The organism is Streptomyces sp. NPDC048606 (assembly GCF_040650855.1).
In the GTDB taxonomy this organism is placed as follows: domain Bacteria; phylum Actinomycetota; class Actinomycetes; order Streptomycetales; family Streptomycetaceae; genus Streptomyces.
In genome coordinates this window covers 74,744-89,860 of record NZ_JBEZIB010000015.1, presented here as the reverse complement: position 1 = coordinate 89,860, position 15,117 = coordinate 74,744, and the positions used below count along the sequence as shown (strand labels likewise).

The 15,117-nt window shown below is 73.1% G+C and carries 13 protein-coding genes; 8 read left to right on the top strand and 5 right to left on the bottom strand.

The window, feature by feature from the left end; genetic code table 11:
- Positions 1–58: 58 nt before the first annotated feature.
- Both AB0D01_RS18420 and AB0D01_RS18415 read right to left on the bottom strand, forming a co-directional pair.
- Complete coding sequence (locus tag AB0D01_RS18420; protein WP_363056399.1) at positions 59–841, bottom strand: AraC family transcriptional regulator; 783 nt, start codon at positions 839–841, stop codon at positions 59–61.
- A 25-nt stretch (positions 842–866) separates the two neighbouring features.
- Positions 867–1,853: a ParB N-terminal domain-containing protein gene (locus AB0D01_RS18415; protein ID WP_363056397.1), complete on the bottom strand. Its 987-nt coding sequence runs from the start codon at positions 1,851–1,853 to the stop codon at positions 867–869.
- A 410-nt stretch (positions 1,854–2,263) separates the two neighbouring features.
- Between AB0D01_RS18415 and AB0D01_RS18410 the strand changes: the two genes are divergently transcribed.
- The 7 genes from AB0D01_RS18410 to AB0D01_RS18380 all read left to right on the top strand — a co-directional run bounded on the left by AB0D01_RS18410 (position 2,264) and on the right by AB0D01_RS18380 (position 9,925).
- Positions 2,264–2,848, top strand: coding sequence for a DUF5987 family protein (locus AB0D01_RS18410; protein ID WP_363056395.1), 585 nt, complete (start codon positions 2,264–2,266; stop codon positions 2,846–2,848).
- Positions 2,845–4,503, top strand: a complete 1,659-nt coding sequence (locus AB0D01_RS18405) for a GMC family oxidoreductase (protein ID WP_363056393.1) — start codon at positions 2,845–2,847, stop codon at positions 4,501–4,503. Before AB0D01_RS18410 ends, AB0D01_RS18405 begins: the two co-directional genes overlap by 4 nt.
- 101 nt (positions 4,504–4,604) lie before the next feature.
- A complete protein-coding gene (locus tag AB0D01_RS18400; protein WP_363056392.1) occupies positions 4,605–5,063 on the top strand; it encodes an acyl-CoA thioesterase in 459 nt (152 codons plus the stop codon).
- Between the two features lie 189 nt (positions 5,064–5,252).
- On the top strand, positions 5,253–6,056 hold the full coding sequence (locus AB0D01_RS18395; protein ID WP_363056390.1) for a TIGR03084 family metal-binding protein: 804 nt from the start codon (positions 5,253–5,255) through the stop codon (positions 6,054–6,056).
- Between the two features lie 7 nt (positions 6,057–6,063).
- Positions 6,064–6,645, top strand: a complete 582-nt coding sequence (locus tag AB0D01_RS18390; protein WP_363056388.1) for a prephenate dehydrogenase/arogenate dehydrogenase family protein — start codon at positions 6,064–6,066, stop codon at positions 6,643–6,645.
- Positions 6,642–8,462, top strand: a complete 1,821-nt coding sequence (locus AB0D01_RS18385) for a hypothetical protein (RefSeq protein ID WP_363056386.1) — start codon at positions 6,642–6,644, stop codon at positions 8,460–8,462. Before AB0D01_RS18390 ends, AB0D01_RS18385 begins: the two co-directional genes overlap by 4 nt.
- 5 nt (positions 8,463–8,467) lie before the next feature.
- Entirely contained in the window at positions 8,468–9,925 is a 1,458-nt protein-coding gene (locus tag AB0D01_RS18380; RefSeq protein ID WP_363056384.1) for a pyridoxal-dependent decarboxylase, read from the top strand.
- Between the two features lie 53 nt (positions 9,926–9,978).
- Here the strand turns inward: AB0D01_RS18380 and AB0D01_RS18375 are convergent, their stop codons facing one another.
- From AB0D01_RS18375 to AB0D01_RS18365, 3 genes are all read right to left on the bottom strand, one after another.
- Positions 9,979–10,956, bottom strand: a complete 978-nt coding sequence (locus tag AB0D01_RS18375; RefSeq protein WP_363056382.1) for an NAD-dependent epimerase/dehydratase family protein — start codon at positions 10,954–10,956, stop codon at positions 9,979–9,981.
- Positions 10,956–12,305, bottom strand: a complete 1,350-nt coding sequence (locus AB0D01_RS18370) for a nucleotide sugar dehydrogenase (protein ID WP_363056380.1) — start codon at positions 12,303–12,305, stop codon at positions 10,956–10,958. The genes AB0D01_RS18375 and AB0D01_RS18370 overlap by 1 nt, the downstream gene beginning before the upstream one ends.
- A 126-nt stretch (positions 12,306–12,431) precedes the next feature.
- Positions 12,432–13,613, bottom strand: coding sequence for an acyl-CoA dehydrogenase family protein (locus tag AB0D01_RS18365; protein WP_363056378.1), 1,182 nt, complete (start codon positions 13,611–13,613; stop codon positions 12,432–12,434).
- A gap of 204 nt (positions 13,614–13,817) precedes the next feature.
- On the opposite strand from AB0D01_RS18365, the gene AB0D01_RS18360 reads away from it, so the two are divergent.
- Complete coding sequence (locus AB0D01_RS18360; protein WP_363056376.1) at positions 13,818–15,101, top strand: cytochrome P450; 1,284 nt, start codon at positions 13,818–13,820, stop codon at positions 15,099–15,101.
- Positions 15,102–15,117 lie beyond the last annotated feature (16 nt).

Below are 15,117 nucleotides of genomic sequence, written 5' to 3'. Positions count from 1 at the left end.
GCACGAGGAAGGGGCCGGCCGCGGGGAGACTCCCGCGGCCGGCCCCTTTCGCCGTTCCTCAGTACGCCACCCGCTCCTCGCGCGGGCTCTCCATCAGGTGCGCGTCCAGCCGCGCCAGCAGCACCGGCGGGTCCAGGACGTCCACCGGCCGCAGCACCACCTCGGCCGGCAGCAGCAGCGCCCCCGGGTGGACGGTGACGGGCCCGTAGCGGCCCACCGACAGCACGGCGGGCTCCGTCGCCCCGACCGGGGAGCCCTCGTGCGGGTACTGGAGGGTGTGCACCAGCAGGTGCCAGGTGCCGTTGGGCACGTCACGCAGCTCGAAGGCGCCCGGCCGGCTGAGCGCGGCCCAGCGCACCGGCCGGCCCTGGGGGACGCGGCTGGGGAACAGCCCGACGAAGACGGGGCCCTCGGCGGCCGGCCGCTCGGCGACGACCCGGCCGCGCAGGGTCAGGCGCTGGGCGATCGGGGCCTGCCGGTCGGCCGGCTGCGGCATCTTCGTCAGGACCCCGCCGCGCTCGCGGTAGGCGCTGGGGGAGAGGCCGACACAGGCCTTGAAGCGCGAGCTGAAGGTGCCGATGCTGCTGTATCCGACCTGGCTCCCGATGTCCGCCACGCTGAATTCCGTGTGGATGAGGAGCCTTTTCGCCTCCTGAATGCGCAGCGCGGAAAGGAAACGTCCCGGAGAAGTACCGGTGACCTCTCTGAAGAAGCGCGTGAAATGGAATTTGCTGAACATCGCGGTACGGGCCATGTCGTCGATCGTCAGGTCCTGACTGAGATTGACGTGCATGTAGTGGATCACTCGGCGGACAGCGTGCTCGATGGTGGTCGTGGTCACCGTGTCTCCCCGTCGTCGATGGGTGTCAATGCCGAGTTGCCTGAGTCGCACTCAGATCGAGGAAGTGGACGGTGTGGTGGGAAATCCGCCGGGCCGTCAGGTCCTCGGCGAAACGCAGCCAGGATTCCGAGCAGTGCCGGGCCATTTCCGCGACCGCCTCGTTGCAGTGGGGCGGTATCGCGTCCACGCGCTTGCGCCACGCCTCGTCCAGGACGAAGTGGGTGTGCATCCAGCGGATGAAGTCCCGGCCCGACTCCGACTGCCGCAGGGAGGGGTCGCCCGCGAGCCCGCGCAGGGTGTCCAGGGGCCGGCGCCGACGGTCGCGCTCGTCGGCCTCCCGCCGTCGCGGGCTCGGCGCCCCGGCGACCGCGGGCGCCGGCAGGGGGGTGGGGCCGGTCGGGGGAGCGGGGTCGGGGGAGCCGGCGGAGGGGGGCGTACGGGACCTGCCGGGGCCGGCGCCCTGGCGGCCCGCGGGGACCGGGTCCTCGCCCAGCCGCAGCCGCCGGCGCACGTCGTGGGCGGTGCCCAGCGAGAGGCCGGTCTCCCGCACCACGGCCCGTAACGGCAGGTCGGGGTCCTTCGTCATCAGCTCGGCGGCGTGCAGTCGTTCGGCCGTGCGGTCCAGCGGGTGCACGCGGCCGTCGGCGCCGGTACGGGCGTTCAGTGCGGGAAGACCCACGGCTGAACACCGCCGCACGGAGGCCACCGTCTTCGCGTCGAGGCCGGTGTGGCCGGCGACGGTCCGGTCCGACAGGTGCGGCCGCGAGGCCAGGACGCGCAGCGCGGCGGCCTTGCGGTCGGCCAGCGACAGCGGAAGCCCGTGGGCGATGTTCGCCGCGACCGAGCGCAGGAACACCTCCTCCTCGGGGCCGTCGAAGAAGCGGACCTCCACGGAGTCGAGGCCCATCATCCGCGCCGCCTCTATGCGGTGCGTGCCGTCGACGACCCGCATCGTCGGCCGGTGCACGAGCACCGGGGGCAATTGCGCGACGATCTCCGCGAGCCGCCTCACGTGAATCTCGTCCGTGCCGTTCACCCGGGGTGAATCGGCGGCCACGAGTGAATCGATCCGCACGAGGCGGCCGGAATCCGTCGGTGTCGTCGCGGAGCGGTCGGAGCTACCCACAATTCCCCCAGGGAGGAGACCCGAAGCCCTTTCGCATGCCCGTTCCCTTCGTGGAAGGGCCGTCGCAGGCGGCGAGGAATGCATCCCGGCCAGCAGCCTAAGGGCCGAAAAGAGCGGGCGCGGACCCGGCCGTTCCCGACGCCGCGACTCTGGGCAGTCCACCCACTTCTCGCGACGACTTGGGAAGGTCGGCGGCCCGCCCGAACGGACTTCCGTTGCCTGAACGCGGATACCGCGCCTAGCTTTCTGCCATGCCGCAAGGCGCCCCGCTCCGGAAGAAACGACGGGAGGCTGAGATGGGACAGGACGAGGGACGTGTGGCGCCTGGCGGCGAGAAGCACACGACGACGATCACCCTGGAGGCTTATGCGGACACGATCGTCCCCGGACAGAAGCGGTGGGCCGGAGACCGGGCCATCGCCGGCGTCGCCACCGGCGGCGGCGCCGTCCAGGCCGGGGCCCTGGAACTGCTGAGCTGGGACGCGACCGGGATCCACGACGGTCTCGACGACCTGGCCCGGCTCGCCAACGCCCACGCCGAGGAGTACGCCGCCGAGCGCGGCCTGACCCTCGACCGGGACGTACCCCCCTTCGTGGCCCTCGCCTACCCCGACCGGGCCGAACTGGTCCTGCGACTGACGCGGCCGGGCCACCCGGAGAAGGAGTTCTGGGTCCTGCTCTCGCTCTTCTGCAACATGGCCTTCGACTCCGCCGCGCACCTGCACACCGCCGAGGCACTGGCGGCGGGCCACCCCGGCCTCGCCGCCATGGGCCTGAGCCACCCCGACGCCGACGGCCTGTGGCGCTTCAAGGAGTTCGGCTACGGCCGCCCGCTCGCCCGCCTGCACCCCGACACCACGTCCACCGGGAGTCCCGCATGAGCTCGACGGCCGAACGTACCGACGTGCTGGTCATCGGGAGCGGTTTCGGCGGCGCCATCGCCGCCTACCACTTGGCGGCCGGCGGCGCGAAGGTCACCGTCCTGGAGCGCGGGCCCTGGCTCAAGAGCGACGACTTCGAACACGACTACAAGCTCGGTTCCTCCTACACCCGGGCCTTCGACTTCACGGTCGGCGACGGGATGAGCGTCCTGGGCGGCAACTGCGTGGGCGGCGGCAGCGTCGTCTACTTCGCGGCGATGCCCCGCGCCCCCCGCTTCGTCTTCGACCGCCACGGCTCCATCGGCCGCCGCATGTGGCCGGGCTCCGTCAGCCGCGCCACCCTCGACCCCTGGTACGACCGCGTCGAGGAGTCGTTGTCCGTCACCCGGCAGACCTGGGAGGACGTCAGCTACGCCGGCGGCCTGTGGGCCGCGGCCTGCGACCGCGCCGGCCGCACCGCCAACCCGCTCGCCGTCGCCATCGACAACACCAAGTGCGTCAACTGCAACTGGATGATGGCCGGTTGCCGCTTCGAGGCGAAGCAGTCGCTGCTGGTGAACTACCTGCCCGCGGCCCTCGCCCACGGCGCCGAGATCCGCCCCCTGCACGAGGTCCAGTACATCGCCCGCACCTCCGACGGCGACTACCGCGTCCACTACGAGGTCGTGGACGACGAGGACTACCGCGTCCACGTCGGCTCCGGCGCCATCGAGGCGAAGATCGTGGTCGTCGCGGCGGGCGCCGGCGCCACCCCCGTCATCCTCCAGCGCAGCGAGGACCACCTCGGCACCATGCCGAGAGCGGTCGGCCGCTACTTCTCCGGCAACGGCGAACGGCTCAACACCGCGATCATCGACGAGGCGAAGGCCGCCGAACTGCTGGGGCTCGACCGCGGCGACGGCCTGGCCTACGCCGCCAACCAGATCGGCAAGGGCCCGACCGTGGCCAGCTGGGACCGGCTCGACGCCTCCCTGCCCGAGTACTCGCGCTACTCGCTGGAACAGCTGTACTTCCCGCCCGGCCTGGGCACCATCCTCGCCCAGGTGCCCGACGCCGTCGGACCCACCTGGTTCGGCCCCGAGAAGAAGGAGATCCTCAAGCGCTGGACGTCCTGGCTGACCATCTTCACGATGATCGAGGACGACAACGAGGGCGTCTTCGGACCCCCTCCCGCCACCGGCAACGCGCACCGCATATCCCAGCAGATGCTGGGCCGCGGCAACCTGCGCTACGACCCCACCGCGAACACCCTGGGCGCCTGGGACAAGTCCGACGCCGAGGTCAAGGAGATCCTGGAGAAGGACGGCCTCGCCAAGGTGATGCCGTGGACCAACGACCTGGTGGGCGCCTACACCGTCCACCCGCTGTCCTCGGTCCGCATGGGCGACGACCCCGAGACGTCCGCGCTCGACGACACCAACGAGCTGCGCGGCCACCCGGGCATCTTCGTCACCGACGGTTCCGCCGTTCCCGGCGCGCTGACCGTCAACCCGGCCATGACCATCGCCGCGCTCGCCGAGCGCGCCGTGCCCGGCATCGTCCGCGCCGCCCAGGCGCGGGGCGTGTCGGTCACCTACGGGGCGCCGGCCCCCGGTGGATCCCGCAGCGGTCGCAGGAACGTCCTGCCCCTGCTGCCCACCCTCGCACGTTCCTGACGGACACCCGTCCGCGGCCCCCTCGGCCGCGGACGGTCCGCACCCCGAGTGGGTTGCTTCAACGAACCGTGATGCCGCACGCATCCGACGGAGGGAGAGACATGAGCGGATACTTCGAGTACCGGCACACGGTCGGCTTCGAGGAGACCAACCTCGTGGGCAACGTCTACTACGTCAACTACCTGCGCTGGCAGGGCCGTTGCCGGGAGTTGTTCCTCAAGCAGAAGGCCCCGGCCGTCCTCGCCGAGGTCCAGGACGACCTCAAGCTGTTCACCCTGAAGGTCGACTGCGAGTTCTTCGCCGAGATCACCGCCTTCGACGAGTTGTCCATCCGGATGCGACTGGCCGAGCAGGGCCAGACCCAGCTGGAGTTCACCTTCGACTACGTGAAGCTGGGCGAGGACGGGGTCGAGACCCTCATCGCCCGCGGCCGGCAGCGGATCGCCTGCATGCGCGGCCCCAACACCGACACCGTCCCCTCCCTGATCCCGGCCGCCCTGGCCCGGGCCCTGGAGCCCTACCAGGACGGCACCCGGTCACTGGCCGGCCGGGCGGCGTGAGCGCGCCCGCGCCCCGACCCCCGCCGCCCCGCACGCCCGGTGGGTTGCTTCACGGGACCCGCCCCCCCGCCCGGTGGGTTGCTTCACGGGACCGACCACCCGCCGCCCGCGCCCGGTAAGTCCTTTCACGCAACCCACCACGCGACCCACCACACCACCGCCCGCACGACCGCATCGAGGAGACCCGACATGAGCGCCCTGAACGACGTACTCAAGGACCTGTCCGCCGACATCGACGAGGTCGCCTCCCTCGTCGCCGGCATCGACGAGGCCGCCTGGCGGACCCCGACCCCCGCCCCCGGCTGGAGCGTCGCGGACCAGATCGCCCACCTGACCTTCATCTTCACCCTCGCCCGGACCGCCGCCGCCGAGCCCGAGACCTTCAAGGCCATCGCCGCCTCCGCCGCCGGCGACTTCAACGGGGCCGTCAACGCCGCCCTCGCGCGGTTCAACACCCTCCCGCCGGCCGAACTCCTCGCCCGCTTCCGGGCCGAGGGCGAGGCCTCCGTCGCCGCCCTCGCCGCGGTCCCCGAGGGACAGGTCGTGCCCTGGCTGGTCAACCCGCTGCCGCCGGCCGTCCTCGCCAGCGCCGGGATCATGGAACTCTTCGCCCACGGCCAGGACGTCGCCGACGCCCTCGGCGTCCGCCGCGAACCCACCGACCGCCTGTACAACCTCGCCTTCTTCGCCTTCCTCACCCGCGACTTCGGCTACCAGGCCCGCGGTCTGACCGCCCCCGCCGAACCCTTCCGCTTCGAACTGACCAGCCCCTCCGGCGAGCCCTGGAACATCGGCCCCGAGGACGCCGCCCAGAAGATCGTCGGACCCGCCCACGACTTCGCCCTCCTGGTCACCCGCCGCCGCCACCGCGCCGACCTCGCGCTCACCGCCACCGGCGAGGACGCCGAGGCCTGGCTCGACATCGCCCAGGCCTACCGCGGACCCGCCGGCGAGGGCCGCCGCCCCGGCCAGTTCGCCGACTCCGCGGAGTGAGGCGGCCGTGACCGGAGCGGGCCCGAGGAGGGTCACCGTCATCGGCTGCACAGTGACCGGGACCTCCATCGCGCTCGCCCTGGCCGGCGCCGGGGTCGAGGTCACCCTCGACGACCCGGACGCCGACGCCCTGGCCGCCGCCGTGCGGCTCGGGGCCGGCACCCCGCTCACCGACCGCCACCCGCCCGCCGACCTGGTCGTCGTCGCCACCGACCCGCACGACACGGTCGACGCGCTGGTCACCGCCCAGGCCCGGGGCCTGGGCCACGTCTACACCGACACCGCCGGCACCACCCCGGCGGTGCGGTCCGAGGCCGCACTGCGCGGCTGCGACCTGCTGGGCCACGTACCGGGACATCCGCTGGCGGGACGCCGCGGTCCCACCGCCCGCACCCCGCACCCCGCGCTGTTCGCCGGCCGCCCCTGGATCCTGTGCCCCCACCCGGACACCGATCCGCGGGACGTCACCGCCGTCGCCCACCTCGCCCGACTCTGCGGGGCCGACCCCCGCTCCCTGGCACCCGACACCACCACGAGCGTCCCGCCCGCCCACACCACCCTCGCGACCCCGAAGAGGAGCACGACATGAGCCGCACCGAGACGACCCCGAACGCCCCCGCCGTCGGCTTCGACCGCGACGCGCTGGCCGACGACCTCACCGGGGTCCGCGACCCCGACTTCCTCGCCCTCGGCCTCGGCGGCACCAACATGATGGCCATGCTCTGGACGGTGGCCATGGGACGGCGGGCCGTCGGCGTCGAACTGCGCGGCGGCCCCTCCCTCGGAGTCCACTGGAACATCCGCGAGGAGCTCTACCACCACCTCGGACTGATCGACAGGATGATGCTGGAGCGCTACGGCGAGGACCGCCTGCCCCGACGCGGGGACGGCAAGATCCTCTGGCTCGCCGACAGCCTCTACCAGCCGGGCCTGCCCGCCGGACCCGTCGCCGCCGACGAGGTCGTCACCGGCTTCCTCGGCTCGTACGTCGGCGCCGAGGCCCGCATCGCCGGCACCGTCCAGCACGCGGAGTTCATCGACGACCGCTGGAAGGAGGGCCGGCCCCACCGCATCGTCACCGTCCTCGACCCGGTCACCCTGCCCACCCGCCCCGACGAGAACCGCCTCGGCGAGTCCATGACCCAGGTCCTCGACGGCCCCTCCGCCTTCCAGTCCCGCGCCGCCGACGTGCTGATCCTGCTGCGCCGCTACCTGGAGGCCGTCGAACGCCAGGACCTCCAGGCCGGTGTCGCCCGGCCCCGCGTCCGCCTCTTCAGCCAGCACCGCGTCCTCACCGACGGCACCGGCTTCCAGGACGCCGGCGACGGACTGCGCAACGTACGCATCGAGGCGGTCCGCGAGCTCGACTTCAAGGGCAAGTTCCGCCGGGTGCGCGCCCCGGGCACCGACGTCATCGACCTCGGCGTCCCGAAGGTGTTCATGGTCGCCCAGGGCTTCCGCAGCGACGACGCCGACCAGCTCGGCTTCAAGCAGGAGGACGTCCTCGTCGACCACGGCGACGGCCGCGGCCCCGTCGTGGCCCAGGCCGACTACCTCGCCGGGCTGATGGACGTCCTCGTCGACGGCCGCCTGCGCCGCCGCGTCGCCTCCGAGTTCGACGAGGACGGCGTCGAGTACTGGACCCGTCAGATCGCGGTGGGCCACGAGGGCGACCCCGCCGTCGGCTGGGTCCTCGTCCAGGTCCCCGACTTCAAGAAGTTCGACCCGATCGCGGCCGGCCTGATCCCCGAGGGCACCGACCACGAGTCGCCCGAGTACTACGCCGGCTACCAGTACCTGCTGCGCGAGTTCTACCTGGAGCAGTCCTCGCACATCCTGGAGATACCCAAGAGCGAACTGCGCAAGGTTCAGATGACCTACGGGCCCAAGATGTTCAGCCTGGTCGAACGCACCGGGGCCGACGCCCTGGTCGCCGCCAACGGCGTCATCGCCGGCGACTCCTTCGGCAACGGCCACTTCATGACCAGCGGCGGCGCCATGACCGGCATGATCGGACACGGCCGGCGGGTCCTGGACTACTGGAAGGCCCGCGACGCCGGCGCCGACCACGACGAGGCCGTACGCCGCCTCGCCGACGGCATCAAGGAGGACACCGACGGCTGGCTCCAGGTCAGCGCCCAGGAGTTCAGCCAGGCCGCCCCCATCAACTTCGGCAGCGAACGCATCCAGCAGATCGCCGAGTCCAGCGGCCGCTCCTCCGACGCCCGCGCCGCCGCCATCGACGCCTCCCGCCGCCACCGCCACACCCTCGCCCCGCTCGACCCCTCCGACTGGCGACGGCCCGTCATGTACCCGGGCAGCGTCTACGCCTACCCCCTGCCGCCCCTGGAGGACACCCACCCCGCCGCCCGCGCCGCGGCCACGACGACCGTGACGGGAGCGTGAGGACCGTGTCGGAGCTGCGCCCGGGGCTGGAGCCCCGCCAGGACGAGATCGCCGCCATGATGGCCTCCGCGACCTCCTTCGTCACCGACTTCATCGGCTCGCTCGACACCGCGCCCCTCAACGGCCTGAGCAGCGCCGGATCCGCCACGGACCACGGCATCGACGCCGACACCGCCGCCCTGCTGGCCCCGCCCGCCGAACAGCCCGGGGAGTTCGGCCGGCTGCTCGACACCTTCCGCGGCGCCGCCGAACAGGCCGCCGACACCGCCGGCCCGAACACCTTCGCCTACTTCCCCGGCGGCGGCCTCTTCACCTCCGCCGTGGCCGAACTCCTCGCCTGCACCGTCAACCGCTTCACCGCCGCCAGCTCCATGGCACCCGGCCTCGTCGCCATGGAACACGGGGTGATCCGCTGGTTCGCCCGACAGTTCGGCCTGCCGGCCGCCGCCGGCGGCCTCGTCACCACCGGGGCCTCCACCGGAGCCCTCTCCGCCCTGCTCGCCGCCCGACAGGAGATCCTCGGCGACCCGCCCTACCACCACCGCGCGACCGTCTACACCACCGAGCACACCCACCTCTCGGTCGCCAAGGCCGCCCGCATCGCGGGCATGTCACCCGACCAGGTCCGCCTGGTCCCCGTCGACGAGGGCCTGCGGATGGACCCCGAGGTCGCCGAACGGATGATCGTCGAAGACCGGGCGGCCGGCAGGATCCCCTTCCTCCTCGTCGCGACCGCGGGCACCACCAACACCGGGGCCGTCGACCGGATCGACGTCCTCGCCGACCTCGCCCGCGACCGGGGACTGTGGCTGCACGTCGACGCGGCCTACGGGGGCGGCTTCCAGCTCACCGAACGCGGCCGGGCCGCCCTGGCCGGCATCGAACGCGCCGACTCCATCGCCCTCGACCCGCACAAGTCGATGTTCTTCCCCTACAGCTCGGGCGTGCTCCTCGTGCGCGACGAACGCCTCCTGCACGCCGCGCACAGCGCCGACGCCGCCTACCTCCAGGACATGGACCGCGAGACGCCCCTGCCCGACTACCAGGACCTCGGCACCGAGATGAGCCGCGGCTACCGGGGCCTGCGCCTGTGGCTGCCGCTGCACCTGCACGGCGTCGCCGCCTTCCGCGCCGCCCTCGACGAGAAGCTCGACCTCGCCCGGCACGTCCACGCCGAGCTGCTGACGGTCCCCGAGCTGGAGATCCTCACCCCGGACCTGACCGTCCTCAACTTCCGGCTCCGCGACGGCGACGACGACGCCAACCGGCGGCTGCTGGAGGCCATCCACGCCGACCGGCGCGTCCACCTCACCAGCACCCGCATCCACGGCCGCTACACGCTCCGCCTGTGCGTGCTCAACCACCGCACCCACCGGCGCCACGTCGACCAGGTCGTCTCCATCGTCAAGGACGCCGTCGCCACCGTCACCGCGACCGCCCCCCGCGCGCTGGTGGCCCTGTGAGCCCGCGCCGCGCGGCGACGGCCGGCCCCACGGCCGGCCGCCCGGACCGCCCCTCAGCCGGCCCCGCTGTCCGGCAGCTCCAGCCACCATGGCGTGGCCCGCGCCCAGGCGACGGTCCGCTCCAGCCCCTCGCGCAGGGGGGTCGCGCACTTCCAGCCCAGCACCGTACGGGCCTTCGTGGTCAGCGGCACCCGTCGGGCCAGGTCCTCGTACGCCCGGCCGTACGCGGCGGCGGTGTCGGCGGCCGCGGTACCGCAGCCCGCCCCGGTCAGCTCCACGACCAGGTCCACCACCTCGCCGACCGTCGACTCGGTCTCGCTGCCCAGGTTGAAGGCCTCGCCGGCCGCCCCGGGCACGGTCGCGGCCAGCACCGTCCCGGCCACCGCGTCGTCGACGTACGTGAAGCAGCGGGTCTGGCCCCCGCGGTCGTAGACCACCGGCGGCAGCCCGTTCAGCGCCCGGTGCACGGAGCGGCTCACGATGTACGCCGGCCGCTGGTGGGGACCGTAGACGTTGAAGTAGCGCACCACCGTCGCCTCCAGACCGTGCTGGCGGGCGAAGGCGAAGGTCAGGTGCTCGGCCAGGGCCTTGCTGGAGGAGTACGTCCAGCGGTCGGCACTGGTGGGCCCCAGCACCCGGTCCCCGTCCTCGGCCCAGGGCACGGCCGGGTTCTTCCCGAAGACCTCGCTGGTGCTGGCCACGACCACCCTGGCGTCCGCCCGGCAGGCCAGGTCCAGCACGGTGCGGGTGCCCGAGAAGTTGATGTCGATCACGTCGAGGGGTCGCGAGAGGTACCGGTCCACGCCGACCACCGCGGCCAGGTGGTACACCAGCTCCGCCCCCTTCAGGGCGGTCCCCAGCCGGTCCGCGTCACGGACGTCGCCCTCCACGAAGCGGGCGCCCGGGGCGGCGCCGCCCCCGGGCGGCGCGGCGCCGTCGTAGACGGTCACCTCGTCGCCCCGCTCCAGCAGCCGCCGCACCAGGTGGCCGCCGATGAACCCGTTGCCCCCGGTGACCAGGACGCGCGCCATCACCGCCGCCCGATGCCGCGGTAGACGTGCCCGGCCCGGCGCACCGCCTCGATCTCCGCTCCGGAGAAGCAGTCGCGCCCGTCGAGCACGACCGCCCGGGCGGCCAGCGGCAGGGCCCCGTAGTCCAGCCCCTCCAGCTGCGGGTGGCGGGCCAGGACCGCCACGCAGTCCGCGCCGCGCACCGCGTCCGCCACGCTCCGCTCCGGCTCCAGGCCGAACAGCGAGGCGGCCGCCTCCCGGTCGACGAGCGGATCGTGCAGGCGGACCTCGACCCCGGCCGCCGTCAGCGCCCGGACCGCGTCCAGCACCGGGGTGGCCCGCAGGTCCCCCGACCCAGACTTGAACGACAGCCCGAGGACCGCCACCCGGGCCCCCGCCGGATCCTTGCCCAGCGCCTCCAGCTCCCGCAGGACCAGGGCGGCCGTGTGGGCCGGCATCGCCGCGTTGACCTCCCGGGCGACGGGCGCCGTACGGATCTCCACGCCCCGCTCCCGGGCCGCGCGCCACACCATCCACGGGTCCTTCGTCAGGCAGGAGCCGCCCACCCCGACGCCCGGGGTGAGGATGTTGACGCTGCCGTTGCCCTTGGCGATGGTGTTGGCCGCCGAGATGACGTCCATCACGTCCACCTCGAACAGGTCGCAGAAAACCGCCAGTTCGTTGGCCAGCGCGATGTTGAGGTCGATCCACCAGTTGTCGGCCAGCTTGACGATCTCGGCGGCCTCCAGCGAACCCAGCTCGATCGTCCTCACGCCGAGCGCCCGCCGCCAGAACCCGGACGCCGTACGGACGGACTCCTCGTCGAGGCCGCCCACCACGATCGGGAAGGTGCTCAGCTCCCGCAGCGCCGCCCCCTCGGCCAGCCGCTCCGGGGTGAAGGCCAGGGCGAAGTCCCGCCCGGCCGTCAGGCCCCCCTTCTCCAACAGCGGCAGCACCAGATTGCGGGTGGTGCCCGGCGAGACCGTGCTCTTGAGGACCACCAGCCGGCCGGGGCGCAGCCGCCGCCCCAGCTCCGCGCAGACCTCGCGCAGGGCCTCGTCGGCGAGCGAGCCGTCGGCGCGCACGGGCGTGCCGACGGCGATCACCACCACGTCGGCGTCGTCGAGGGCCGCGTGGTCGGTGGTGACCCGCAGCCGCCCGTCGGCCATGGTGCGCAGCACCATCTCGGACAGGCCGCTCTCTTGGAAGCGGCAGTACCCGCGCTCCAGTTCCGCGACCAGGGAGGCGTCGGTGTCCACGCCGACGACGTCGAGGCCGCGGTCGGCCAGGGCCGCCGAGAGGCAGGAGCCGACGTATCCGAAGCCCACGACCGCCACGGTGGGCGGGCGGTCGTCAGGAAGAACAGGCATGTGCACTCCTGGGGGAGACGGGGAACGGGAGACGGGGAACGGGCGGGGGAGGGGCCCGGGAGAGCCCGGGAGAGCCCGGAGAGCGCGGGGGAGGGCGGGAGGGAGCCGGGGAGGGCGGGGAGCGGCTCAGATGTAGTGCGTGTTGGGCTCCAGGCCGCACAGCAGGCGCCCGTAGAGCTCCAGGTTGGTGGCCGGCTGCATGATGGCGTGCAGGTTGACCACGCGGACGTCCCGCTCGATCCGCTGGATCGGCACGGTCTGGTAGATCGACGTGCCGCCGGAGGCCGTCGCGTACACGTCCACGGCCTCCTTCACCAGCTGACAGGTCCGCCCCATGTCGGCCCGCACCCGCGCCCGCTCCTGCGTGGTCCACGCCTCCCCGGACGCGTTCTTGGCGTCGACCAGGTCGGCGGCGCGGAAGGTGTGGAACTCCGCCTCCTCGATCCGCATCTCGGCCTCCGCCACCTGGAGGTGCGTCAGCTGGGCGTCCTTGCGGCTGGAATGGTCGGTGTACGTGATGCCCCGGCCCGGCAGCCGCTCGAAGAACGCGTCCCGCGCCGCCCAGCCCAGACCCAGCGCCACGCCGCTGATCGTCGCGCACGCCGTCGGCAGCAGCGGTCCCCGGAACAGGGGGCTCGCGGCGTTCCGCTCGGAGGCGTACACCTCGTGCAGCACGTTGCGCATGAACAGCACCCGCTCCTGGGGCACGAAGACCTCCCGCGCGGTCGTCGAGACGCTGCCCGACCCGCGCAGACCCGAGGTGTACCAGTCGTCGACGACCTCCAGCTCCGACAGCGGGATCGCCGTCATGATCGGCTCCATGGAGCCGTCCGGGTGCCGCAGCAGCGCCGCGTTCATGTCCCAGTCGCTGTGCAGCGCCGCGCTGTTGAAGGCCCACGTACCGCTGACGCGCACCCCGCCCTCGACGGGTTCGGCGATGGCGGACGGGCTGAGGATCCCGCACACCCGCACCTGCGGCGTGGAGTGGAAGAGGTCCTGCGCCGCGTCCGGGAACAGGCCCGCGATCCAGCCGCTGATCTGCCAGATCGCCGCGTTCCACGCGGCGGACCCGTCCGCCCGGCCCAGCTCCGCGAGGACCTCCACCACCGTGCGGGTGTCGCTCTCGTAACCGCCGTACCGGGTGGGCACCCGCATCCGGGTCAGGCCCGCGTCGGAGATCGCCGCCACGACGTCGTCGTGGAGCCTGCGGTTCTCCTCGGACCACAGCGCGTGCTTGCCCAGCACGGGGGCCAGGTCGCGGGCCCGCTGGACCAACTCCTGCCGTGACGGTGTCTGCGCGGTCGCCATCAGTTTCCTCCCCGACGTGCCCGTGGATGTATGGCCCGACCGTTTCACCGGCCCCGCGGGCCCGCATCTTCCCGATTGCGCACCGCACCGCCGACGACTCCTTTCGGACACGACAGCGCAATCCAGAAGGTGCCCGGACGTCGAGAACGAGCCAATGCTGGGCCCCACGCGCGCTCTCGCGCCCGGAGACAGCCGAGGGGACCCATGACCACGATCGACCTGCTGAGCGAGGCCTTCCAGGCCCACCCCTACCCGGCGTACGCCCTCCTGCGGCAGGACGGCGCCGTGCACCGCACGGCCGGCCCCATGGGCCTGGAGTCGTGGCTCATCACCCGCTACGACGTGGCCCGCGAGGTGTTGGCCGATACACGCTTCTCCAAGGACCCCACCCTCGCCCCCGACTGGCTGCGCAGCATGGGGGCCGGCGGCGAGGAGGGCCCGCTGGGCGCCAACATGCTCAACAGCGACCCGCCCGACCACACCCGCCAGCGCCGCCTGGTCGGCCGGGCGTTCACCCCGCGCCGCATCGAGGCCATGCGCCCGCGGATCCAGGAGGTCACCGACGGGCTGCTGGAGTCCCTCGCCGCCGCCGAACGGCCCGACATCGTCGCCCACCTCGCCTTCCCCCTGGCCATCACCGTGATCTGCGAGCTGCTCGGGGTGCCCGAGGCGGACCGCGGCGCCTTCGGGACCTGGACGGACATGGCCCTGTCCCCACCCGTCGACGAGGCGGCCGTACTGCGTCGAAAACAGGGCAACACCGCGATGGAGTCCTACCTGACCGGGCTGCTCGCCACCCTGCGCGCGCGCCTCGACACCCGCCTGCCCGTGGACGCCCAACCCGACCTGCTGAGCGTGCTCATCGCGGCGTCCGAAGGCCGCGAGGGGCTCTCGGAGCGGGAGCTCATCGGCATGGCCAAGCTCCTGATCGTCGCCGGGCACAACAACACGGCCAACATGGTCGGCAACGGCGTGCTCGCGCTGCTGCGCGCCCCCGACCAGCTCGCGCTGCTGCGCGAACGCCCCGAGCTGCTGCCCGGGGCCGTCGAGGAGCTGCTGCGCTACGACGGCCCCGTGGAGCGCGCGACCTGGCGCTTCACCACCGCCGACACCGAGGTCGCCGGCACCGTCATCCCCGCCGGGTCCGTCGTCGCCGTGGTCCTGGCCGCCGCCGACCGGGACCCGGCGCGCTTCGCGGAGCCCGACCGGCTCGACGTCGCCCGCGCCGAACAGGAGAACCTGGCCTTCGGCCACGGCATCCACTACTGCCTGGGCGCGGCGCTGGCCCGCGTCGAGGGCGAGATCGCCTTCGGCTCCCTGCTGCGCCGCTTCCCCGTCCTCACCCTCGACGAGCGGCCCGAGCGCCTGCGCTGGCGCATCGGCGGCCCGAGCATCACCCGCGGCCTCGCCGCACTGCCGGTGACGTTCACCGACCCGGCCCCCAGCACGTCAGGAGATGCGCGGGCGGAAGGCGCGGGGCAACGATGAACGCGTCCGAGCAGGC